General features: G+C 56.1%; 21 protein-coding genes and 1 tRNA gene. 9 read left to right on the forward strand and 13 right to left on the reverse strand.

Annotated elements, in window-relative coordinates:
* Positions 1-502 precede the first annotated feature (502 nt).
* The 4 genes from AC6IZD_RS06290 to AC6IZD_RS06305 all read right to left on the reverse strand — a co-directional run bounded on the left by AC6IZD_RS06290 (position 503) and on the right by AC6IZD_RS06305 (position 2,414).
* Positions 503-745, reverse strand: a complete 243-nt coding sequence (locus tag AC6IZD_RS06290) for a carboxymuconolactone decarboxylase family protein (protein ID WP_497786834.1) — start codon at positions 743-745, stop codon at positions 503-505.
* Between the two features lie 104 nt (positions 746-849).
* Positions 850-1,191, reverse strand: a complete 342-nt coding sequence (locus AC6IZD_RS06295) for an STAS domain-containing protein (RefSeq protein WP_497786835.1) — start codon at positions 1,189-1,191, stop codon at positions 850-852.
* Positions 1,192-1,193: 2 nt separating this feature from the next.
* Positions 1,194-1,643 carry an ATP-binding protein gene (locus tag AC6IZD_RS06300; protein WP_497786836.1) on the reverse strand — a complete coding sequence of 150 codons (450 nt, stop codon included), beginning with the start codon at positions 1,641-1,643 and terminating at the stop codon, positions 1,194-1,196.
* A gap of 126 nt (positions 1,644-1,769) precedes the next feature.
* Positions 1,770-2,414 (reverse strand): HAD family hydrolase, encoded by a 645-nt coding sequence (locus tag AC6IZD_RS06305; RefSeq protein ID WP_497786837.1) that lies wholly within the window; start codon positions 2,412-2,414, stop codon positions 1,770-1,772.
* Between the two features lie 146 nt (positions 2,415-2,560).
* Here AC6IZD_RS06305 and AC6IZD_RS06310 point away from each other — a divergent pair, with 146 nt between their 5' ends.
* The gene (locus tag AC6IZD_RS06310) at positions 2,561-3,340 is read left to right on the forward strand and encodes a polysaccharide deacetylase family protein (RefSeq protein WP_497786838.1); all 780 of its coding nucleotides are present in this window, start codon (positions 2,561-2,563) and stop codon (positions 3,338-3,340) included.
* Positions 3,341-3,436: 96 nt separating this feature from the next.
* Here the strand turns inward: AC6IZD_RS06310 and mutS are convergent, their stop codons facing one another.
* On the reverse strand, positions 3,437-6,112 hold the full coding sequence (gene mutS, locus AC6IZD_RS06315; RefSeq protein WP_497786839.1) for a DNA mismatch repair protein MutS: 2,676 nt from the start codon (positions 6,110-6,112) through the stop codon (positions 3,437-3,439).
* Between the two features lie 131 nt (positions 6,113-6,243).
* On the opposite strand from mutS, the gene AC6IZD_RS06320 reads away from it, so the two are divergent.
* The 5 genes from AC6IZD_RS06320 (at position 6,244) to AC6IZD_RS06340 (ending at position 11,410) form a co-directional block, all read left to right on the forward strand.
* Positions 6,244-7,251, forward strand: coding sequence for a galactose-1-phosphate uridylyltransferase (locus AC6IZD_RS06320; protein WP_497786840.1), 1,008 nt, complete (start codon positions 6,244-6,246; stop codon positions 7,249-7,251).
* Positions 7,252-7,424: 173 nt separating this feature from the next.
* On the forward strand, positions 7,425-8,171 hold the full coding sequence (locus AC6IZD_RS06325; RefSeq protein ID WP_497786841.1) for a YebC/PmpR family DNA-binding transcriptional regulator: 747 nt from the start codon (positions 7,425-7,427) through the stop codon (positions 8,169-8,171).
* 109 nt (positions 8,172-8,280) lie between these two features.
* Positions 8,281-8,883: an acyloxyacyl hydrolase gene (locus AC6IZD_RS06330; protein WP_497786842.1), complete on the forward strand. Its 603-nt coding sequence runs from the start codon at positions 8,281-8,283 to the stop codon at positions 8,881-8,883.
* Between the two features lie 15 nt (positions 8,884-8,898).
* Positions 8,899-10,404 carry a glutamate formimidoyltransferase gene (gene ftcD / locus AC6IZD_RS06335; protein ID WP_497786843.1) on the forward strand — a complete coding sequence of 502 codons (1,506 nt, stop codon included), beginning with the start codon at positions 8,899-8,901 and terminating at the stop codon, positions 10,402-10,404.
* Positions 10,405-10,474: 70 nt separating this feature from the next.
* A complete protein-coding gene (locus AC6IZD_RS06340; protein WP_497786844.1) occupies positions 10,475-11,410 on the forward strand; it encodes a hypothetical protein in 936 nt (311 codons plus the stop codon).
* A 69-nt stretch (positions 11,411-11,479) separates the two neighbouring features.
* Here the strand turns inward: AC6IZD_RS06340 and AC6IZD_RS06345 are convergent, their stop codons facing one another.
* The 3 genes from AC6IZD_RS06345 to AC6IZD_RS06355 form a co-directional block, all read right to left on the reverse strand.
* Complete coding sequence (locus AC6IZD_RS06345; protein ID WP_497786845.1) at positions 11,480-11,779, reverse strand: ArsR/SmtB family transcription factor; 300 nt, start codon at positions 11,777-11,779, stop codon at positions 11,480-11,482.
* Positions 11,780-11,883: 104 nt separating this feature from the next.
* A complete protein-coding gene (locus AC6IZD_RS06350; protein WP_497786846.1) occupies positions 11,884-12,552 on the reverse strand; it encodes an SPOR domain-containing protein in 669 nt (222 codons plus the stop codon).
* 2 nt (positions 12,553-12,554) lie between these two features.
* On the reverse strand, positions 12,555-13,358 hold the full coding sequence (locus AC6IZD_RS06355) for a slipin family protein (protein WP_497786847.1): 804 nt from the start codon (positions 13,356-13,358) through the stop codon (positions 12,555-12,557).
* Positions 13,359-13,569: 211 nt separating this feature from the next.
* On the opposite strand from AC6IZD_RS06355, the gene AC6IZD_RS06360 reads away from it, so the two are divergent.
* A tRNA-Gly gene (locus tag AC6IZD_RS06360) sits at positions 13,570-13,644 on the forward strand.
* Between the two features lie 20 nt (positions 13,645-13,664).
* On the opposite strand, the gene AC6IZD_RS06365 is transcribed toward AC6IZD_RS06360, so the two are convergent.
* Positions 13,665-14,999, reverse strand: a complete 1,335-nt coding sequence (locus AC6IZD_RS06365; protein WP_497786848.1) for a hypothetical protein — start codon at positions 14,997-14,999, stop codon at positions 13,665-13,667.
* Positions 15,000-15,302: 303 nt separating this feature from the next.
* On the opposite strand from AC6IZD_RS06365, the gene AC6IZD_RS06370 reads away from it, so the two are divergent.
* The gene (locus tag AC6IZD_RS06370; protein WP_497786849.1) at positions 15,303-17,858 is read left to right on the forward strand and encodes a glycoside hydrolase family 31 protein; all 2,556 of its coding nucleotides are present in this window, start codon (positions 15,303-15,305) and stop codon (positions 17,856-17,858) included.
* A gap of 2 nt (positions 17,859-17,860) precedes the next feature.
* Here the strand turns inward: AC6IZD_RS06370 and AC6IZD_RS06375 are convergent, their stop codons facing one another.
* Positions 17,861-18,901, reverse strand: a complete 1,041-nt coding sequence (locus AC6IZD_RS06375; RefSeq protein ID WP_497786850.1) for a ferrochelatase — start codon at positions 18,899-18,901, stop codon at positions 17,861-17,863.
* 108 nt (positions 18,902-19,009) lie between these two features.
* On the opposite strand from AC6IZD_RS06375, the gene AC6IZD_RS06380 reads away from it, so the two are divergent.
* Positions 19,010-19,465 carry a metallophosphoesterase family protein gene (locus AC6IZD_RS06380; protein WP_497786851.1) on the forward strand — a complete coding sequence of 152 codons (456 nt, stop codon included), beginning with the start codon at positions 19,010-19,012 and terminating at the stop codon, positions 19,463-19,465.
* A gap of 11 nt (positions 19,466-19,476) precedes the next feature.
* On the opposite strand, the gene AC6IZD_RS06385 is transcribed toward AC6IZD_RS06380, so the two are convergent.
* From AC6IZD_RS06385 to pal, 3 genes are all read right to left on the reverse strand, one after another.
* Positions 19,477-20,556: a hypothetical protein gene (locus AC6IZD_RS06385; protein WP_497786852.1), complete on the reverse strand. Its 1,080-nt coding sequence runs from the start codon at positions 20,554-20,556 to the stop codon at positions 19,477-19,479.
* Positions 20,557-20,794: 238 nt separating this feature from the next.
* Positions 20,795-21,670, reverse strand: a complete 876-nt coding sequence (locus tag AC6IZD_RS06390) for a tetratricopeptide repeat protein (RefSeq protein ID WP_497786853.1) — start codon at positions 21,668-21,670, stop codon at positions 20,795-20,797.
* Between the two features lie 195 nt (positions 21,671-21,865).
* Positions 21,866-22,606 carry a peptidoglycan-associated lipoprotein Pal gene (pal, locus tag AC6IZD_RS06395; RefSeq protein WP_497786854.1) on the reverse strand — a complete coding sequence of 247 codons (741 nt, stop codon included), beginning with the start codon at positions 22,604-22,606 and terminating at the stop codon, positions 21,866-21,868.
* Positions 22,607-22,644: the final 38 nt, after the last annotated feature.

Below are 22,644 nucleotides of genomic sequence, written 5' to 3' on the forward strand. Positions count from 1 at the left end.
GCTGATACAGGGAAAGGTGAATGCTTCCAAACCGCGCCGATGTGCGAAACGCGTCCAGCTACGCAGCCCGTAATGCCGATGAGTTCCGAGGCCCTCGATGGTGACAGGCATTCAATCTTCACAGCCGCTGGCCATTTCGACTGCGCAGCAGGGAGTGATTCCTGCTGCGCTATCGCAAACAATGCAAACATCAGCACGGGAACGAGCCCGTAGATCCTCACTTCGTAGGTTCCATTCTCAGCGCGTTGTTGAATCGGTTGAAGTAGTTGAACAGTCCGATTGCCGCCGCGAGTTCGATGATTTCGCCCTCGTCGAAATACTGGCGTAGTTTCGCCCAGAGTTCGTCATCGATATTGTTCGAGTCGCCAGTCTCGCGTTCAGCTAGTTCCAGAGCGGCTTTTTCGGCGTTGTTAAAGTCATCTCGATTGCGGAAATTGGCTAGATCCGCGATCTGTTCCTTCGAGTATCCGTGCTTCTCTAACAGAGAAGTATGGCTGGCCAGTCAATACTCACACTCATTCAGTTGACTTGTCCTGACAATAACCAGTTCCTTCGTTTTGGCCGGGAGCGTGCCAGTCTCCATGATTGCCCGGAAGTGGGCGATCATGGTGCGAAGTATCTCCGGGCGGTGTGCAACGGTCCGAAACATATTGGGGACGTTGCCGCGCGCCTTCTTGTAGTGGTCGAAGATTTCCTTCGAGTTCGTGTCAGCCTGTTCGTAGTTGATGGTAGGTATTCTAGGCATGCCAGCTATTGTGCGGCGGTGTGGGCAAAGTGTCTAGTATGTCGCAGCATAAAGCAGGGCGGCCTTTTAGCCGCCCGCTTGTGATTCCACTGCTCTAGATACGACTACTTGTTGAAGGCGGCGATGGCAGACGCCTCGTCGTCCTGAATGTCGAACACGGTGTAGAGCTTTGTAATCTGAAGGAGGTCGTGAACCTTCTTCGTCAGGTTCAACAGTTTGAGTTCGCCACCCGCGTTGCGCACGCTGGTGAAGGCGCTGACGAGTTCACCGATCCCCGAACTGTCGATATAGGTAACGTCGCCCAGGTTGAGGAGAATCTTCTTGTGTCCCTGGCTGGAGAGGTTCTTCACTGTATCGCGCAGAACGACGCTGCCTTCGCCGAGTGTGATACGCCCGCTCAGATCAACGATTGTGACACCGTCCACCTGACGCGAGCTTGCTTTCATCGTCACTGGTTAGCCTCCTTGTTGCCGTCGCGGCCCGGACCGCGCACGAATTTAGTCATGGTGATTTCGGTTCCGGGAGACAAGGCACGAAAGCTAATTTCGTCCATGAATGCCCGGATAAGAAAGATTCCGCGACCCGATTGTTTCAACAGGTTCTCAGGGGCCAGAGGATCAGGAATTATTGATGGATCCAGTCCCGGCCCTTCATCACATACCGAGACCCGCAGCCTTTCGGGTGTGCTTTCGAAGGAGACTGTCACGCGCTTGTTGGGGTCGTAACGGTTTCCATGCAGAACTGCGTTTACAGCAGCTTCGCGCACAGCCATGGCAATTCGGCCGCTCTCGTCTTCGTCAAATCCTGACTTAACGGCGACCTCCGTGGCGGCTTGCTCCGCTTTGTTTACACTCGCCAGAGTGGAATCGAGTGTGTATGAAACCCTTGTTCCATTCATCGCGTGACGTATCCATCGTGCTTGTTTGGACGGCAATGAAAATATAAGTCCAACAAGGATGCGTGAAGTGTGCCTGTTGCGTTACTACGCTGTCAATTCCGGAACGCTAAACACAACCCAACCACTTTACCAGCTCAGGCGGATGAAGTCGCCCAGAATTGTAGCGGTAACAGCAGCGAGGTTCGGAAGCAGAGCCGTTGCGGCAGTTAGTTCTTCGACGGGATAGGTGGTCGGGAGCCCCAATACCGGCATTCCCGCATCGATGGCTGACCTGATTCCGTTGGGTGCGTCTTCGAACGCTACACAGTTGCTGCCAGCGAGCCCGAGTAGAGCGGCTCCTCTCTGGTACGGCTCCGGATGCGGTTTCCCGTTTTGAATGTCGCTGCCGGTGATCATGCGTTCAGGAACACGAAGTCCGGCGACCTCCAGCCGATGGCTGGCCAGGTCTCGAGTGCCACTGGTCACGATAGCCCAGCTTTGCGCCGGCAGAGACGCGAGCAGTTTCGCAGCTCCGGGGAATGCCGTGACGTCATAGGAATCGTCAATTTCGCGGCGTTCCAGATCTTTCAACTCGGCTTCGGCATCTAGATGTGGTGCCAGCAGACGAACCGTATCGATAGCGCGGCGTCCATGAGCAGTATGGGCCACCTGATCGGGATCGAAACCGTGACGCCGTGCCCAGTCGTGCCACACACGAGTGACGCCAGCGGTGCTGTCAATGAGTACACCGTCCAGATCGAAGAGAACTCCTTTGACTTCCAGAGATGACATATTCCGAGTGTAAAAGAAAACCGCAGAAAGCGTTCGTTACCTCTTCCGCCGAACGCACTTCAGCCATGCAATCGGCAAAGTTCATGGATTATCCTTAGTTCCTGACGAGCGAAACCGTCCTATGATTTCGAGCAGAGATGGTAAATATGAAACGACTCTGCACTCTGCTCGCACTTGCCCTGTTCTCCATACCTTCATTTGCCACTGACAAGCTCATCGCGCTGACCTTCGACGATGGCCCGCGTCCATACGTTCTTTACGGAGTGAAGCAGCCCGGAGCGGCTCCCGGCATGCTGGACGTTCTCGATCGCAACGGCGTGAAAGCCACCTTCTTCTACATGGGGTGGCGTCTGACTCCAAAGACATGGGGCGAAATGCCGCATGAGACCAACATCGGCATCACTTGCCTCGACGCTGCGCGGGACGTTCTGAAGCGCGGGCACGAAATCGAAAACCACACCTATAGCCACGCAGACCTGCGCATCGCCGAAAAGAAAAAGGGTGAAGCTTGGGTGGTATCTGACGTAGAGCGCGGGGCTGAAGCCATCAAGGGCGTCACAGGGTCGAAGCCGCTGTGGCTGCGTCCGCCCGACTGGGATCTGACGGCCAATGCGCGCCAGGATTTGGAAAAGCACGGCTTCAAGATACTCACCATCTCGAATCAGAACCCGGTCGCACTGCGTGATGTGAACTCGGTCGACTACCTTTGCGTAGGCCGGGGAACAGGCTGCCCAAAGCCCTCTCTAGCGCAATCAGTCGTTAAGGTCATTGAGCAACGCGAGAAGAAGGGTGTGTACACCCACATCCTCGCTTTCCACGAATTGACGACCACGACGACGCAGTTGCCCGAATTGATCACCGCACTGAAAGGGAAGGGCTATCGCTTCGTGACCGTAAGCGAGTACATGAGAGTCGTAAAGAATTAGTTCGGTACCGTCATCCTGAGCGAAGCGAAGGATCCGAGCAAAGGCCCGAATCGCACGTGACATTCACGGTCACCTGCGTCGGGCCTTGCGCGTTCTTCAATCCACCTGCTTCTTCAACTCGTATAGCAGATTCAGCGCCTCGCGTGGGGTGAGCGAATCGATATCCGCTTCACGCAGCCGATCGAGCACCACGTTCGATACCGGCGTGAAGATCGTCAACTGCAGCGGCCCGGATTTCTCTTGCTTGGGTGAGAGCTTGTCCGTAGCGGTGTGCTCTGCGTTCTCATGCTGATGCAGGACTTCGCGGGCGCGCGTGATCACGTCAGCAGGAAGACCCGCAAGCTTGGCGACTTCAATGCCGTAGCTCTTATCCGCGGCACCGGGCGAAACCTTCCGCAGGAAGACGATGTTGCCTCCGGTCTCCTTCACGCTCACGTGGTAGTTCTTTACCGATTCCAGCAGCGATTCGAGGTCCGTGAGCTCGTGGTAGTGGGTCGCAAAGAGGGTCTTGGCGCGACTGCGCTGGTGAATGAATTCCACCACGGCCCAGGCGATCGCCAATCCATCATAGGTGGCCGTACCGCGACCAATTTCATCCAGCAGAATCAGTGAGCGCGACGTCGCTGTGTTGAGGATGGCGGCAGTTTCGGTCATCTCGACCATGAAGGTTGAGCGCCCGCGTGCCAAATTGTCCGCAGCCCCGATTCGGGTGAAGATGCGATCTACAGTCGAAAGGCGTGCCCGCGTGGCAGGTACAAAGGAACCCATTTGCGCCATCAGCACGATCAGCGCTGTCTGGCGAAGGTAGGTTGACTTGCCGCCCATGTTCGGGCCCGTAATGAGGAGAATCGATTGCTTCTTGCCGTCGAGGTACAGATCATTGGGCACAAAGCGATCGTTCGATCCTGTGAGTTCGGGCTGTTCAATAACAGGGTGTCGACCCTCCAGAATCTCCAGTACTTGCCCTTCTTCATCGAACTGCGGGCGGCAGTAGTTGCGCAGTGCGGCCAGATGCGCAAACGAAAGCAGGACGTCTATTTCAGCTACGGCCATTGCGCTCTGCCGAATGCGGCGTGCCTCAGCGGCGATGGCCTGTCGCAACTCGGCAAAGAGTCGGCGCTCGATTTCGACGATCTTCTCTTCGGCATCGAGAACCTTGGTCTCGTACTCCTTTAGTTCCGGAGTAGTAAAGCGCTCAGCTCCGACGAGCGTTTGCTTGCGTTCATAGTCATCAGGAGCGTGCTGCAGGTTGGCCTTGCTGATCTCGATATAGAAGCCGAAGACGTTGTTGAACTTGACCTTGAGCGAATTGATTCCCGTCCGCTCGCGTTCCCTCTGCTCAATTTGCGCAATGTAGTGCTTGCTGTTGCGGCTGATGTCTCGTAGTTCGTCCAGTTGTGAATCGAGTCCTGGCTTGATGACGCCACCGTCGTTCAGCGTGACCGGGGGTTCGGCCACAATTGTCCGCTCGATACGCTCGCGGACGTCCGTGAGTTCGTCTAGCAGATCCTCAAGAGCGCGGAATCGGTCAGCAGGGAAGTGTTGCAGCGCCCGCCGAACAATGGGCAGCTTTGCCAGTGAAGCACCCAGCGCAAGAACGTCCCTGGGATTCGCCGTTTCCAGCGTGATACGGCTGAGGAGGCGCTCGATATCGAGAATGCCTTCGAGTCCGCGCCGCAGTTCTTCGCGATGAATAAGTTGACCCCGGGCCGCATCGACCGCGTCCAGTCTGTGTTCGATCTCGGCAATGTCGATCGACGGCCGCAGCATCCACGAACGCAGCAACCGTTTCCCCATGGGCGTAAGGGTGTGATCGAGGGCGCGGAACAGCGTTACGGCATCGCCAGCTCCTGAAAACAGTGGCTCAACCAACTCCAGATTGCGAACGGTGACCGCATCGAGCATCAGGCAGTTCTGCCGCTCGTAGTAGCTGATCCGGTCTACATGGTCCAACGACCCACGTTGCGTCTGCCGAACATAGTGCAGGATCGCTCCCGCTGCACATGCTGCCGCATTGTGATTCGCTAAACCAAAGCCTTCGAGCGACAGCACGCCAAAGTGATTCTCGACCAGCGGGACCGCATAGTCCGAGGCAAAGATCCAGTCATCGAGCGGAGTTTCGCTCCAGCGAGCGAAGGGCGCGATCTCCGGCGGGGCAAGACGGGGAGCGGCGGCCGCTGCTGCTGCAGCTGTCGACGGCAGGCTAGGCTGCGAAGCTGCAAACAGTGGAAGGGAAGCAGCGAACAGGAGTTCGCGAGGACGCACCGTTTGCAACTCATCCGCAACGCGGCGGTCGGCGTCCGCGCCGGTGAATTCCGTTGTACGGAACTCGCCCGTGGAAAGATCGAGAGCGGCAAATCCCAAACCACTGCTGTTCCTGGCGATGGCGCAGAGGAAATTGTTTTCCTCAGAGCCGAGCTGTGAATCGGCGGCTGTACCGGGTGTGACGACCCTCGTCACCTCGCGCCGGACTAGCTTCTTCGTGAGCTTTGGATCTTCTACTTGGTCGCAGATGGCGACCTTATATCCTTTTCGGATGAGCTTGGAGATGTATCCCTCGGCGGCATGGTAAGGGACTCCGCACATAGGGATGGCGACCCCATCCACCTTTTGGCGCGACGTCAAGGTGATCTGCAGTTCGCGCGCGGCGGTTACGGCATCGTCTAGAAAGAGCTCATAAAAGTCACCCACGCGGAAGAAAAGCAGTGCGGTTGGGTGCTCTTTCTTGATAGCGGCGTGCTGCCGCATCAGCGGTGTAGAGGCTTCAATCATCGGAAAATTGTGGTCTCAAAAGGGCGAGTATAGCAGAGCCGCCCTCATCCGCAGACCTGAACTCCGGTGCAAAATGCAGACGTGTAGGCGCCATATTTGACTCCGGGCCGTGGTTTTGATTTGCTATCGCAATGGAACTTCGGAAGGATCCAATCACGCGCTCCTGGGTCGTTATGGGCGACCAACCCTCACCCGGACGAAATTTGCAGCAGGTCTGTCTGTTCTGTCCTGAGTCGCCGCAGCAGCCGCAAGTCATTTCGTCGATGGCGTCCGTGAATTACGGACCTTGGTCAGCGCGGGCTGTCGTGCATCCCCAGCCGCTCTATCACGTCGAAGGAGATCCCGGAAGACGGGGTGTTGGGCTGTATGACGTTATGCGCTCGGTAGGCGCACACGAAGTCATCGTGGAAAACGCGCGCCATGATCGCCAGCTTTGGACCGCTTCCGATGCGGAAATCGAGCAGTTCCTTCTCCTCTGTGCTCGGCGAGTCGAAGATCTGAAACACGACCACCGTTTCAAATATGTCAGCATCTTCAAGGATTTTGGATCCCTTAGCGGGCAGGAATTCGACCACCCGACGTCGCAGATTGTCGCGACGACCTATGTACCCCGGCGCGTCCTGTACGAGCTGCGTTCCGCACGTGAGCACTACGCTCATAAGGAGCGTTGCGTATTCTGCGACATCCTGACCCAGGAACTGCACCAGCGGGAGCGCATTGTCGAGATCCGAGGCGACTTCGTGGCTTGCTGCCCGTTTGCGTCTCGTGCTCCGTTTGAGACCTGGATAATTCCTGTCGTCCACAGTGCCCATTTCGAGCGTACCTCCATGTCGCGCCCGGGGGCTCTACGAGACTGTGCATCCCTCCTACGCCGAATGCTCAACCGGATTCGCTCGATTACCGACAGCTTCCATCTGGTTGTTCACACGGCTCCAAACACTCAGCATCAGTCGAAGGTTCTCAACTATTGGCGAACTATCGACGACGATTATCACTGGCATATTGAGATACTGCCTATCCTGCAGGAGCGCCAGAAGTCATACTCGTTTAAAGAGGCTTACCGTTCAGCCGTGCTGCCCGAGGATGCTGCTGCTCGACTGAGAGAGGCTCCCACGGAACATACGTTGACGACGACCTAGGGAGTAGCTGTCCTGATCTGAAACGGGCACACACAAGTGTTCAAGTGTGGAGTTGTATGGGCGTGTTATACTCAGGCGTTACCCAACGTTAGTTGCGGTAGTGGTTGCCCTCTTGGCTGGATAGGGCAAAACCTAGAGCATTTTCCAGAAATCACACAAATTACGAGGTTGGCATGTCTGGCCACTCAAAATGGGCCACAATCAAGCACAAGAAGGGCGCGCTGGATGCTAAGCGCGGCAAGATTTTCACCCGCCTGATCAAGGAAATCACGATGGCTGCCAAGGGCGGCGGCGATCCGGAAAAGAATCCTCGATTGCGCACGGCAGTCGCTGCGGCCAAGGCCGAAAACATGCCGCAGGACAATATCAAGCGCGCTATTCAGCGCGGTACCGGCGAACTGCCGGGCGTTACCTACGAAGAAATCACATTCGAAGGCTACGGCCCTGGAGGCGTGGCGGTATTGGTTGAGACATCGACCGACAACCGGAACCGCACGGTCAGCGATATTCGTCACATCTTTGGCAAGAACGGCGGCAACATGGGCTCTTCGGGATCCGTGGCTCACTTGTTCAGCAAGAAGGGCACGATCTTGATTGCGAAGTCTGACGCCAAGGAAGATGACCTGATGAATCTCGTGCTGGAGCATGGCGCAGACGATCTGAGGGACGAGGAAGATAGCTGGGAGATCGTAACCGAGCCGTCCGCGTACGAAGCCGTGTTGGAAGCCGTGAAGGCCGCTGGCATAACTCCGGAGCACAGCGAACTCGGCATGGTTCCTGCGAACTACATCAAGTTGGAAGGTCAGCCGGCTCGCACGATGGTCCGGATGATGGAAGCTTTCGAAGACTATGACGACGTGCAGAACGTCTACTCGAATGCCGATATCGACCAGAAGGACTTGGAAGAGGTCGCTGGCTAGTCGAACCACAAACGTTTACTGGAAGAGGCCGCTTACGAGCGGCCTTTTTCATTTGCGCTTGGAAGCAGGGTTCCTTGCCTGTTACCGTATTCAGGTAATCCATCCGCCTATGAAACAGTCTCGTTTCTGGATTCTCGCGTTTCTCATCCTCGGCACGGTTGCAGCCGTTGCCCAGACGACGGACGACGCAGCAGTTATGCGGCGTGAACACTGGAATTTTGGCATACTGGCCAGCGGAGGGACAGGGCTGATCGATCGCACAAACGTGCAGTTCGTTCGGGGCGGCGTACGCGTCGGCCGTGTGATGACCGGCGAACTTGGACATGGCGCTCTGCGCGGCTCGTTCGAACTCGATTCAGAACTGATGCCAGTCGATTTTGTGTTGTGGAGCGGCTACAAGGATGTTTACGGATTCGGATTCAACCCGCTCATCATGAAGTGGAACTTCACTGGCCACAAGAAGGCAGTTCCGTATTTCTTGGCGCAAGGTGGAATTCTTTGGACGGCGGACAACGTTCCTCCCGGAAATACCTCGAAGATCAACTTCATTTCAGGCGCCGGAGTGGGCATGCAGTATTTCATTCGGCCCAGGCGTTCGGTGAATTGGGATGTGCGAGCGACGCATCTGTCCAATGCTTCGCTTGGATCGCACAACCCCGGCGTGAACGCCAGCCTGCAATTCTCAATCGGATACAACTGGTGGAAGCAGTAAGCGCGGAGGTGCAAGTTGGCAGCGCTCATTGAATGTGTACCGAACTTTTCTGAAGGTCGCGACAAGTCGCGGGTTGACGCTATCGTCAACGCTATGAAGCGAGACGGCGTATATCTGCTCGATTATGAAATGGACGCCGACCACAATCGTTCAGTTGTGACTCTCGTTGGCGACCGTGAACCGTTAATGGCTGCCGTGCTGGCCGGAATCGGCAAAGCCACCGAGTTGATCGACCTCAACGTTCAGCGAGGCGCGCATCCTCGCCTTGGCGCTACCGATGTAGTGCCCTTCATCCCTATCGAAGGCGCAACGCTTGATGATTGTGTGCAGATGGCGCGCGAACTCGGACAGAAGGTTTGGGAAAGCTACAAGATTCCCGTGTACTTCTACGAGGCTGCTGCGACTCGTCCTGAGCGCGTCAACCTTGAGAACATTCGACGCGGGCAGTTCGAGGTCATCCGCGAAGAAATCGGCCATGTAGAATCGCGCCGTCCCGATGTAGGCGATCCCTGCTGCCATCAGACCGCCGGAGCCGTCGTTATCGGTGCTCGCAAGTTTCTTGTTGCCTACAACGTCTATCTGCAGACGAAGGACGTTGATATTGCCAAGAAGATTGCAAAGGCTGTTCGCTTCTCCAGCGGAGGATTCCGGGCAGTGAAGGGAATGGGTGTAGAGGTGCGTGGGCAGGCGCAGGTTTCCATGAACCTGACTGACACCGATCTCACTCCTATGGCGCGTGTCTTCGAGTTCGTGAAACGTGAAGCGGCGCGGTACGGAGTTGCCGCACAGTCGAGCGAAATCGTGGGGCTTGTCCCGAAGCGCGCTCTCGAAGATGCTGCGGAATGGTTTCTGCAGGTCGAAAACTTCAACTCATCGATGATCCTGGAGAACCGCCTAGCCGCCGTGATGAGCGGCAAAATGGCCGCGGGCGGGTTGCGCTCTGGCGTAGAGCCCTTCATCGAGCAATTGGCAGCTCCCACGGCGGTGCCTGGAGGTGGAAGTGCCTCTGCTGCCGCAGGAGCTATGGCTGCGGCGCTGGCCTCGATGGTTGCCGGAATGTCCCGCGGTAAGAAAGCGTACACGCAGTTTGACGCGGAACTTACGGCTGCCATGGCGCGACTTGAGACTTTGCGAGAAGAGCTGAAGGCAACGATCGATGCTGATGCCGCCTCTTACGAAGCAGTGGTGCAGGCCTACAAAGCCCAAAGAAACTCCACTCCCGAGCAGGCCAAATCAGCAACCGAGGCCGTAGCATCAGCCCTGCGCGGTGCCACGAGCGTTCCGTTGCGAGCAGCCGAGTATTCTGCCGAGATCATTTCTCTGGTCGAGGCGTTGCGCACGAGAACCAATCAAAAGATGGCGAGCGATCTTACCGTTGCTTCAGCGCTGGCCCAGGCGGCGTTATCAGGCGCGTTGGCCAACGTGGAGATCAATCTCGATTCGTTTGATCCAGGGACCGAAACAGACTTTATCTCAAAGACTCGGGCTAGGGTCGCTGAGCTACGTGGCCACAGGCAGTGACAAACCTTAGGGCAAACTGCGACTTTTGACTAAGTGTGGGCTCCAGCTATACGGGGGTACAATCGTTATTATGAAACGTTTTTCACTTGCACTACTTTTAGCTTGTGGTTTTTGCGCAAGCGCTTTCGCTGCTCCGCTGGGGACGAATACGCGAACCGTGCTTCCGGCGCAAATTCAGCAGGTGATCTCGGTGGATTACCGCACGCTGCGCAACTCCCAAAGCGGCATGGCGCTGAAGAATCGCGTGCTGCCTGATAATCTGAAGGCATTTGAAACGTCACTGCGCAGCATGGGCATCAACCCCGATGTAGATGTAGAGCAGTTGACGTTTGTCGCGTACCGCAATGGACGCGGTGCGTTGCGCAATTTCGGCGTTGCGTCCGGGCAGTTCGAACCGAAGCGGGTGCTAGCGCGCCTACGGCTCAAGAAGCAGAAGAGCGACAAGTACAAGGACTCCGACTTGTGGTCAGCCGGCGGTGGCTTTGTCATGACATTCCTCGACGACAACACGATGTTGTTCGGTGAACCCAGTTCCGTGAAAGACGGCTTGGATGTTCGCAACGGAGATACGCGCGGCGTCGCGTCCACTCCCGAGATGATGCAACTGATCGTTGATGCCGAATCTGGTCCGGTTTGGAGCGTTCTCGATCAGCAGGGAACGCAGAACATGATGCGCTCGGCACTTGGCGAAGCATCAGCGCTTGCGGACTTCGATACGATCAAGAAACGTCTTCTGGCATCGCGGTACAGCCTTGATTTGCAGCATGGTATCGACTTCGGTCTGCACGTTCAGACCTCTGATTCGTTCACGGCAGGAACTCTTTCTGCGCTGATGAAGGCAGGTATTCTCTACAAGAAGGCAGCCGGAACGGCAGTTGAAAAGAGCGCAATGGATAGCATGGAAGTTGATTCCGACAGCGGTCGCCTCACAGTGAAGTTCCGTGCAGATGACAGCAAATTCCAAGCGTTGCTCAAGAGCGACTTGTTCCAGGCCATTTCGCACTAAGTTCGAAACGAATGCAATAAGTTGGCGGCCCCTCAAGGCCGCCAATTTCGTTCTATAACAATGCGTGTTCTAAATCTCTTCTTGCAAGCCCTTACGGATTGCGCGAATGGCCGTCTCGACCCTGCGATAGCGAACCCAAGTGCCTTCCTTAGTTGATTCGATCAACCCTGCACCCTTCAGTATTTTCATATGATGCGAAATAGTCGGCTGCGCGAGTTTGATGCGCTGCTCGATATCCGATGCAGTCCAACCCTCTGGGGCACCGCCCTTGCGCGGTGTGCTGGGGTGCAGAAGTCGAAGAATCTTGCGCCGTGTTGGATCGGCGACGGCTCGCAGAGCGAGGCTCAGCTTGTCAGTGGCGGCCTTCATGATGATTCACTCATCATAGAGCATTTGAATGCTGCAAGAAGCGCTAAAGAAATCTCAGCTATTACTTTTGTAATGCAATCACCCTACATCGACGTTGATCGATCTTATCGTTTTACAAAAGCGTTGTATCCCGCACTGACGAGCTTGCCGCGAATCGTCTCGGCTTCCTTGATGTCGGCATATGGACCGACCTGCACGTGAAATAGCTTGTCTCCGGGCTGTGCAATCACCACAGGAAAATGCTGCTTCTGAAGCGTATCGCTCAAGAGCTTCGCATCGTCCTGGTTGCGTACGGCTGCAATCTGCACCATGTATCCCGTTCCCAGCGTTACACGCTGCGTTTCCGCAGGTTTCGGGGCAGGAGCAGGTTCGGGAGGCGCCAATTGCGGATGCGTTTCCTTCTGTTGCACGGACTGGTAGAACGTCAGATCGCTTGTGCTGGAAGGAGCCTGAGCCGACTGCTGCTGCGGGCAGTTTTCATTTGGAGTGGAACAGTCCGGTGGCTTGGGCGCTGAAACTTGCGCCGCACCTGGCTTTGCCGCCGAGGAGGTCGGAGCGGCGGGTGCAGCGGCATTGGCATTCTCCGTTGCCGCAGCCATCGCCTGCTTGGCCGAGTTCCTTCCCAGCGAGTAACCGATTCCTAGCGAGATACCACAGAGCACCACGAGCCCGAAAAATAGTGCCAACAAATTCCCTACGCCGAGCGTGATTTCCGTATCAGGACGCTCGACTTCTGGCAGTGGTTTCTGTTCCCGAGTGTAAGTGTTTACCACCGCTACACCTCAGTTCCAGGTGTTGCATTGCCCGCGGGAGGAGCAGACTTCGGCGCCACGCCTGTCAACTTCTGCAGCCCTGAAAGCAGATCCATAGGAACAGGGAAGATAACGGTAGTGTTCTTCTCGACTCCAATCTCGGTAAGAGTTTGGAGATATCGAAGTTGGATCGATGCGGGCTCGGTCTGCAACAGGTGAGCGGCCTCTACCAGGCGCTGAGCGGCAGAAAATTCGCCTTCGGCGTGGATGATCTTGGATCGCTTTTCGCGCTCGGCTTCGGCCTGCTTTGCCATAGCTCGCATCATGCTCTGGTCCAGGTCCACCTGCTTCACTTCCACGTTGACCACCTTCACACCCCAAGGCGCGGTGTGCTGATCCAGAATGGATTGCAGGCGGAGGTTGATCTTGTCGCGATGCGCAAGCAGTTCGTCCAATTCGACCTCGCCCAAAACACTGCGCAGTGTCGTCAATGCAAACTGCTGCGTCTGATACTGATAATTCGTGACTTCGACCACTGCTTTGAGTGGATCGATTACACGAAGGAACACAACGGCATTCACCTTCAATGTGACGTTGTCTCGGGTAATCACGTCTTGCGGAGGCACATCGAAGGCTACCTGCCGAAGATCGACGCGTACCATGCGGTCGAGCGGCGCGAAGACGAGAATAATTCCGGGTCCCTTGGAATTTTCGAGCAAACGTCCGAGGCGGAAAATTACACCGCGTTCATACTCGCTCAAGATCTTGATGGAGCTAAACAGATAAAAAGCGATGATTACCACCACAACTGCGGTGAGAGGAAACATATTTGCCTCCGTGCCTGTTAGTCCGTTCCTGTTTGCAATTCAGGAGGATTCTACCGCAGTGGCAGCTACTCTGAAAGGAAGAAGCTCACACGAGAGGAACCTTGCGACTACACCTTCGCACCATGTCCTGCAGGTAAGCCGAGAGGACACCCGGCGCAGGTGATTGCCGGAACCTTGGATCTAGGTGTAATCTAGTCCTGCTCATCCGTGAGCGGGAGTAGTTCAGCGGTAGAACGCCAGCTTCCCAAGCTGGATGTCGCCGGTTCGATCCCGGTCTCCCGCTCCAAAATCTCTTCTCAGATTCAATTACCAGGAATAGAGAGCGACCATTCGAGGCGGGCCTGACCGTCCGTCGATCACCTGTGTTTCGATGACGACTTCCAAGCCGCGGCTGGCCCAGTCCTTGGGTGCCTTTCGCACGGCTTCTTGCAGTTGTGCCGCGTCGGTCAGGAACTCGCCCGCGCTCACAGTTCCGCCACGCGCGATTCCGGCGGCAATGACCACTGGACGATCGGCGTTCGAGTCCCAGTAACGCGCCACAATGGCGTAGTCCTTGTAGGTACCCTTAAGCTGTTGAGCCCGATCCAGAAACCAAGCGCGCTTCCCAGGATTCTGGCGATCCTCAATCCAGAATTGCGTCATATCGCTGTTATTGGCGAAGTGATAGCGCAACGGATCTGTCAATCGCAGGGTCCAACTGTTGTCGTAAGCGCCAATAAAGACCGTCGGACCTTGTCTGAGATCGGTAAACGTTGTGGCCGATTCAGCTTTCACCCGATACGATCGACCGTGTGATTGCAGAATTCCGGCGATGTTCACCAGTGGGCTTACGTCGTCGAAAATCAAAGTGACCATCTGGTCGTCGAGCGTTGTCTGGCGCGCAGGATTCGAAGCGTCCCGCAGAGTGATGTTCGAGTAGTGCACCTGGTCGGCGATGCAAAAAAGCACCGGATCATTCGAATGAACAAACGGCTTCCAGAACTCGTCGAGTGTCGAGTGGTGCAGCAGTTGCCATCCGCTCCAGCTACTCAAGACAACAAAGGCAATCAGTCCCACGGCCATTGCGAACCGAGCGAGACGGTTGGCTGTTCCTCTTTCCGGTTGCTGGTTATTGAATTCCCCCTGGCGATTCTCTGCCGTCGCATCGGGAACGACTTGTGCAATTTCGTCTGGCTGAACGTTCTGATTGCTCGGAATGAAAACCGGTGCGTACGAGCCCGAAGGCAGTAGAAGGCGCAGCTCGTTCTCGTGTCCCGGGTCCTGGTAATACTGTGCGATTCGCTTACGAATTTCTGCGGCCGTAACACGAACGATGGGATCGTCGGTGGTGTCGTAGTTCGGATCGCGACCGAACACCTCGACCCCAAGTGTCCGCTCCTTCAAAAAGTGCGACTGCCCGGCGAGCGCCTGTGAGACCACGTATTTCAAGAAACTGGGATAGCGCTTGCTGTGGTTGAAGTGGGAGTCCTGGACCATCCGGCTCAACTGCTCGAGGACGAGGGCCTTCTCCTCTTCGGTAGAAGGCATCCAGTTTGCAAGGTCCGTTCCGGACGGCATGCTTTGATCTCCCATGTACTTGGAAAGGCAAGCGGAATTGTATCCAACGAGTTCCAGAATGTCACCAATCAGTTTTTCGAACACTTCTTCTCGTCGTCCCGTGCATCATCGGCAAGTTGCTGATTCAAGACCGATAAGATGCGGTCTTTTCATGTAAAAAGAGCACACAGGAGGCCCGACCACTATCTGCTAAAGCCAGCAGTTACGGTTGCAAAATCAACACGCGGCCCTTGCCATGACTTCCCCTCTCCACACTTATCGTTTCTATTTGCCGTAAGGAACTTTTCAGGGTCGAACACGCCAAATATAAGTGACATCATGCTGTCGGCTTCGAATCGGTCGGCTGACAGTAGTGATCCGTACATTCATAAGTTCATAAGGCGACCCATGATTCGGAAGACAACTGCGGCGCTCTTCGTTGCACTGATCCTGTTTAGTACGTCTATGTGGGCTGCCGAAAGCGCGGGGACAACAGCGGCCCCAGCAACACGGCCGTCCATTACAGTACTTGGCGCCGTTTCGTCGAGCACGCCAACTAGTTCCGGCGTGGAAGTTCGCGGCGGCGAAGCGGTTCTGCAGGTTGTCGCCCTTCGCGATGACTTGCTGCGTGTTCGCATCGCGCCCGGCGGAGAGTTCCCGGAGGACGCGTCATGGGCTGTCCTGCCAGAATCTTCGAAGCAGTCAGTTAGTGTTATCCCGGAATCAAATGATCGCACCGTGAGTTTCCGCACGCAGGCGCTGAGAGTTGACATTGATCGCGCGACGATGCGGTTACGTGTTTCAGACCTTGAGGGCAATGTTTTACAGGAGGACGCCGAGGGCTATTCCGCTGAATTCCGACAGAATGCATTTCGCATTTACAAGCGAATGCCAGACGACGAACACTACTTCGGATTGGGAGACAAGACCGGTCCGATCGACCGGCGAGGTCAGACCTTCACTCTATGGAACACCGATGCATACAGATTCCAGGAGTCGACGGATCCTATCTACAAAAGCATTCCGTTCTTCCTTGCCGTGCGCCAAGGACGCGCGCTGGGAGTGCTGCTCGATAGCACGTGGCGGAGCAGCTTCGACTTTGGCCGTCAAACTCCCGGCACTTATTCCTTTGGCGCTGAGAATGGTCCACTGGATTACTACTTGCTGTATGGCAGCGACGCTAAGCAGGTGCTGAAATCTTACGCGTGGCTGACCGGAACCACGCCGTTGCCACCGCTGTGGGCGCTAGGCTTCCAGCAGTCCCGCTTTACGTATGAACCAGAGAGTCGTTTGCGCGAAGTTGCCGCAAGGCTTCGCGCCGATCACATTCCCACCGATGCGCTCTATCTCGATATCGGATTCCAACAGGACAACAGGCCGTTCACAGTCGATAAGCCAAAGTTTCCCAATTTCCGGCAAGTGGTCGAGGATCTCAAGAAGCAACAGTTTCATCTAGTGGTCATCACCGATCTTCACATCGCCAAGCAGACAGAGTATTTGCCTTATGACTCGGGCCTTGCCGGCGATCACTTCCTGAAGAACCCCGATGGCTCAACCTATGTCGGCAAGGTCTGGCCCGGCGCATGTGTGTTTCCTGACTTCACTCGCAAACTAACGCGCGATTGGTGGGGCTCTCTCTACAAGGATTTCGTCGCAACAGGAGTTGCTGGAATTTGGAATGACATGAACGAACCTTCGGTGTTCGATGGTCCGGGCGGCACTATGCCGGACTCGGTACGGCATCGCATCGAAGAGCCTGGCTTCGAAGCAAGGATTGCTGGACATCGCGAGATTCATAACGTGTATGGCATGGAGAACTCGCGCGCAACCTATGAAGGCCTGCTTAAACTCGAACCCGACTTGCGCCCGTTTGTTCTCACTCGTGCAACGTTTGCAGGGGGGCAGCGATACGCAACCACGTGGACAGGAGATAACAGCAGCACGTGGAATCATCTCCGCATGACCAACCCGATGCTTCTCAACCTCGGCCTGAGCGGATTTGCAATGAGCGGTGCCGACGTAGGAGGTTTCATCGGATCACCGTCCGCGGAGCTGCTTACAAAGTGGACTGAGATTGCGGCTTTTCAGCCGATAGATCGCTATCACGCCGAGAAGGGGACAGCGGACAAGGAGCCTTGGGTGCACGGGGCAGAGCACGAAAGCATTCGTCGCAAATACATCGAAGAACGTTATCGGTTGATGCCGTACCTTTACACCACTACAGAAGAAATGTCGCGCACAGGCATTCCGATTGTGCGTCCGCTCTTCCTCGAGTTTCCGAAGGCGACTGCCGATGCACATCCGCTGGATATCGATGCAGGCAATGAATTCCTCTTTGGACGCGATTTGCTTATCGCACCCTCACCATATCCCGAACGCCCAGACGATTATGCCGTGCAACTTCCTCCGGTCGATTGGTATGACTATTGGACTGGTGAGCGCTATCCGGCTAACTCGCAGCAAACTGCTGCTTCCGAGCCGTCGAACGCTCCCGCAAGCCCAACCGCTGGATTGACATCTGTCAATATTCATCCACAACTCGACCAGCTTCCGGTGTACGTGCGCGAAGGTGCAATTATTCCGATGCAGCCGCTGACCCAGAGCACAGAAGAGAAACCGAAGGGCCCACTCACAATTCGCGTCTATCCGGGACGCGACTGCGGAGGATCAATCTACCTGGACGACGGCAAGACCATGGCTTACAAGCGCGGCGAGTTCATGCGAATGCAGTTCACGTGTGAAGTAGCTGAGAATGCTGTAAGACTGCATCTCGGAAGCCATGAAGGAAGCTACAAGCCTTGGTGGAACCAGATTCAGGTAGAAGTGTATGGCTGGCACGGTACCAGCGCACGTGTGTGCGGCACAACTGTTGCCTCCAAACCCACAGTAGATGCAGCTAACCATCACACCAGCTTCACTGTCCTAGATGACGGCCAAGGATTGGATATGGAAGTCGCACACTGACCTCAAAGCTGGTTAGTCGATATGAGGGCCGGTGATATGCGGGACATCACCGGCGCGGGACAACAATCCAGCGCACAGAAATCATGGCTCGCGCCGAAGCGGCCAAGCGCCGGGCGAAGTTCGTCCGCTTTAAGCCTCTCTTCAATCAGTTCGCGAATCATGCTGACGAATCGCTGATGAGTTCCGGCGGTGTGCGCGCGTTGATAGGTCAGGCCAAGCTGTTCGCACCGCTCCCGTGCCTGTGTGTCCAGATCGAAGATGATCTCCATGTGATCGGAAACAAAGCCGACTGGCACGAGCACGAGATCTTTCGCTCCGTTTGCGTTTTCCTCGTCAATGACATCCAGAATGTCAGGAGCGAGCCACGGCTGCGAGGGTGATCCACTCCGACTCTGATAAGCCAGTCGGGGATTGGGATGACCCGCGGCATCAGCTACGAGGCGCGAAGCTTCTTCCAACTGCTCGACGTAACGTGAGGTTGTCGCCATCGTCATAGGAATGCTGTGAGCTGTGAAAAGTAGACGCGCTGCAGCACGGCGCTCGGCGGGCACTTGCGCGAGAGCTTCATTGGTGTGCGCCGTAACCGCGTCGATGTAGCCTGGATGATTGTAGAAGGCACGAATCTTATCCACTCTGGGCGCACCGTCTCCAACAATCTGCTGTGCGGCCGCAATGTTCTCGCGATACTGACGACAGCCCGAATAAGAACTGAAAGCTGAGGTAAAGAATCCAAGTGCGTTTCGGACGCCATCATGCTTCATCTTGGCCAGAGTCTCGGGAAGCAATGGATGCCAGTTGCGATTTCCCCAGTAGATTGGTAGCGAGATTCCGTGGGAATCCAGCTCACGGCGGAGTGCTGCGATCAAATCTCGATTCTGCTGATTGATCGGGCTCTTGCCGCCAAAGTGATAATAGTGCTCGGCTACCTCAAGTAGGCGTTCGCGCGGGACAGGCTTGCCACGCAACACGTTCTCAAGGAAGGGAATTACGTCTTCAGTTTTCTCGGGGCCGCCGAAGGAGACCAGCAGAATCGCATCATACATAGCTACCTGTCAGATGCTTTGCGCTGAGTAGCGGTGCAGTATTCCGCCGGACTATGAACTCTGGTTCAAATATGGATTCAAGATTTCTCCGGAGAATAAAATACGGGAATGAAAGTCGGAGTCATAAGTGATACGCACGGCTTGCTCAGGCCAGAAGCGCGCGAAGCACTGCGTGGGAGTGAATTGATACTCCACGCAGGAGATGTGGGCAAGCCGGAGATTCTGCGCGAACTGAAGTGGATCGCACCTGTTGTGGCGGTTCGTGGAAATGTGGATGTGGAAGCGTGGGCAAAGCAATTGCCCGCGACCGAGGTTGCAGAATGCGCGGGCAGTAGCTTGTACATGCTGCACCGAGTTGCCGATCTCGATTTGAAGCCGCAGAGCGCCGGATTCGCAGCTGTGATCTACGGGCACTCGCACAAAGCGTTGATCGAGTGGCGAGACGGAGTTTTGTTTCTTAATCCAGGAAGCGCTGGTCCACGTCGGTTCTCGCTTCCTGTCACCGTGGGAAGAATTGAAGTCGTAGATGGAGAGCTCCGTCCGGAGATCATCCCCATCCTCTAGTTGTTCAATCCTTACCAAATCCCCTTATCGCTGCCGGTGAGCTTGTAGCTTATGGCCGCAGCAGATGCGAGATAAGGCAGGAGAGAAAGCCTCAACGTTCCTGCGACATCACCGCGCATGGCAGCCGTAGTGACCTGCGCAGTATAGAGTTGTGCACCCTGCGGCACGATCGGAACTCGTATGAAGCGCGAGCGGATGTAAACCTTCTCGCCTCCGAAAACTGCGTCGGCGAGGACTTCTGATGGCAGTACAACAGGCGTGCCGCGATACTGCATGACGTAGTCGCTCACGATGCGCAACAGCGAGCACACGCCTTTCCAGATGCCTCCCATCGATGCAGAGCGGTGCAGTTCGACAAAGTCAACGGCTCCGGACTCGACCAGAGCTGCAATGTTCACGATGTCGCAAACACGGAAGTAGAAGTGGCGATACATGCGCTGAAGTGTGGCGACGATGATCCGCTCTTCAGGTGCAGGCACTCTGAAATCAAATCCGAGCACAGACTTGGTGACGCGGCGCGAAACAAAGCGCTGGGCCATGGCGATGTGCTCGCCCGTTTGTCCGAGCCGCTGAACATGCACCTCCACGGCTTCAGGAAGTCCTGGCACCGCAAAATTCCATTTGTTTGCCAGCCGGTCTCCCCAGCTACGCGGCTCAATTTGCGCGTGGAAACGCGAGATCATAACGTCACAGACTTGCTTCGAAGTTGCTGTGGTGTACAGGTCGAGGTCGTTGCCGAGATCGGGCCAATGGTCGAGCGACTTCATCACCGTCGTGGGACAGTTCGCTGACTCGAGTGCGCCAGTGATGACGAACAGGTGCTGTCCGGCATTGCTGATGCGATTGCGTTCCTGCTCGATGCGAGCCTTGCAGCGAGCGGCCAGCACCGTGTCGCCGAGGTGTTCGGCCGTTTCTTGCAGAGGCATCATGGCGCGGAGCAAGACGTGATTGGAGTCTGCAAGTGAAGTGAGACTGTCGAACTCCTCATCGCTGAGTTCGCAGAGTCGAGGATAGACCTCGTGGGCGCGCTCAGGCGCGAGCGTAAGAGTAGACAAAGCTTGAACGAACGCAATTTCTTGAGAACTGGACATTTTCATAAGCAGGAAGGCTGATCCACACACCTAGGATGAACGCGAGATGCGGGGAGTTGCAGGTACTAGGGCGCTGTTCAAACGATTGGCACAAGAGTGAATGGGATTATGGAAGGAGAGTGACTGTTTCGTTAATCAATTCCCGAGGAAGAAAAAGTTGACCAGATATGAAGCAATGTGGAAGGCAGTAAGAAGGTTTGGCAATACCCATCGCGCGATCGCCTGAGGCGATCGGCGATTAACGAGTTCTTTTGGAAGAAGCCGGGCGCGAGGTGGACGCGCCCAGCTTCTTCAGGCGCTCGCGCGCCTGAGTCGCTTCAATGGTGCGAGGGTAGCGCTGAATCAGCGCGTTCAGTTCTCGAACTCCGGCGTCCTTGCGTCCGAGTTCAAGTAGAGCGTAGCCCTTTTTGAGCTGAGCTGCTGCGGCTTTGTTTCCGCCAGGGAACTGCTCGAGTACCTTGTCGTAATCGGCGGCAGCGGCCTCGAAGTTTCCTGCACGGTACTCGACGTCAGCAACGTAGTACTGCGCGTTACCAGCGAGGTCGGTGTTCGGGTAGTACTTGATGTAGTCCTGAAACTGCGAGAGCGCGAGGTCGTAGCGGCCTGAGTTGTAATCGCGCAGCGCGTTGTTGTAGAGAACGTCGGCCGGGGGAGCAGCGGCAGCGCCAGTAGGCGCGGCTGCAGGGGAGCCGCCCGATGCGGGCTGGCCGGGCTGAGTCAGGTTCTGCTGCTGGTTCTGAAGATCATCGAGCTGCTTGCTGGTCTTGGCCAGGCGCGCTTTGAGTTCGTCGAGCGAATCGTTAAGAGTCTGGATCTGTCCGGAGACCTGATCAAGGCGCCCTTGTGAATCGGAGCTCTGCTGCTGCAGTGTTCTCTGCAAGCCCTGTACGGATTCGGTGAGCTTATTGACGTTGTCGGTGCTCTGCTCGATAAGGCTGCGCATTACGCCCATGCGCTCGTCGAACGACTGCTGCATGTGAGCCATGCGGTCGGCGAGGTCCTGCACCTGCGTCTGAAGCTGGATGATTTCCTTGGAAACGGCAAAGGCCGGAGTGGCGGGAGCCACGATTGTGATGGCCATTACCGCGAGAGCTGCTGCTTTTCTCAAATTCATTTCTCGTCTCCGGGCGCCTGGCGCCGGACTCTGCTCTCCTACACAGAGGAGCAGAGGTATTAACAACTGCCAAAATCGAGTTTAATACAAGCGACTTACTTTGTCTCGCAGGCCAGCAAAATCGTTTGTACAGCGGGTGGAACTAATACGGCGGGACGTTATGAGACGCCCCGCCGAGTTGTTGCAAAGCTGAGACTACTTCTGTCCGAAGACGAAGTGGTCGCGGCGGTTCTGCTGCCAGCAGGATTCATTGCTTTCGGAGCAGAACGGCTTTTCCTTACCGAAGCTGATGACCTTGATCTGGTCAGCCGACACACCAGCCTTGATGAGGGCGTTGCGAGCCGCATTGGCGCGGTTGTCGCCGAGAGCGAGGTTGTAGTCGGTGGACCCGCGTTCATCGCAGTGTCCTTCGATGGTGAACTTGATCGACGGATGGGCCTTCAGGAAGGCGGCATCAGCATCAACCGTGGCCTGATCTTCTGCGCGGAGATCGTAGCGGTCATAGTCGAAGTAGATGTCCTTCACGTTCTGAGAGAACAGAGCTTCATCGGTCGGCTCGGGAGCCTTGGGCGCCGGCGGCGCAGGAGGCTCGACAACGGTCAGGCGTGCGGTCGCATCTGCGGATCCGCCAGCACCCTGGGCCGTAAGGCGATAGGTGGTGGAGACCGTCGGAGAGACCTGCTGCGAACCATTGGGATTCACAGTTCCGATGCCATCGATGCTAACGGTGGTGGCATTCTGAGTCGACCAGGTGAGGGTCGCCGAACCGCCGCGGGTGACGCTCTCAGGGCTGACGCTCAGGGTCGCAGTGGGTTGTGCCGGAGGAGGAGGCGGCGGCGGGGTCGGGGGTACTTGTTTCTTTTTGCATCCGCCAACGACAACAATCGTGGCCAGAGCAAGCGTTATAAGAAACCACTTCATCTTGCTATGTTTCAAATCATCCTCCAGGCGAGAAATCTCGCATTTGGCCGACT

This window comes from Koromonas humicola, from assembly GCF_059726255.1.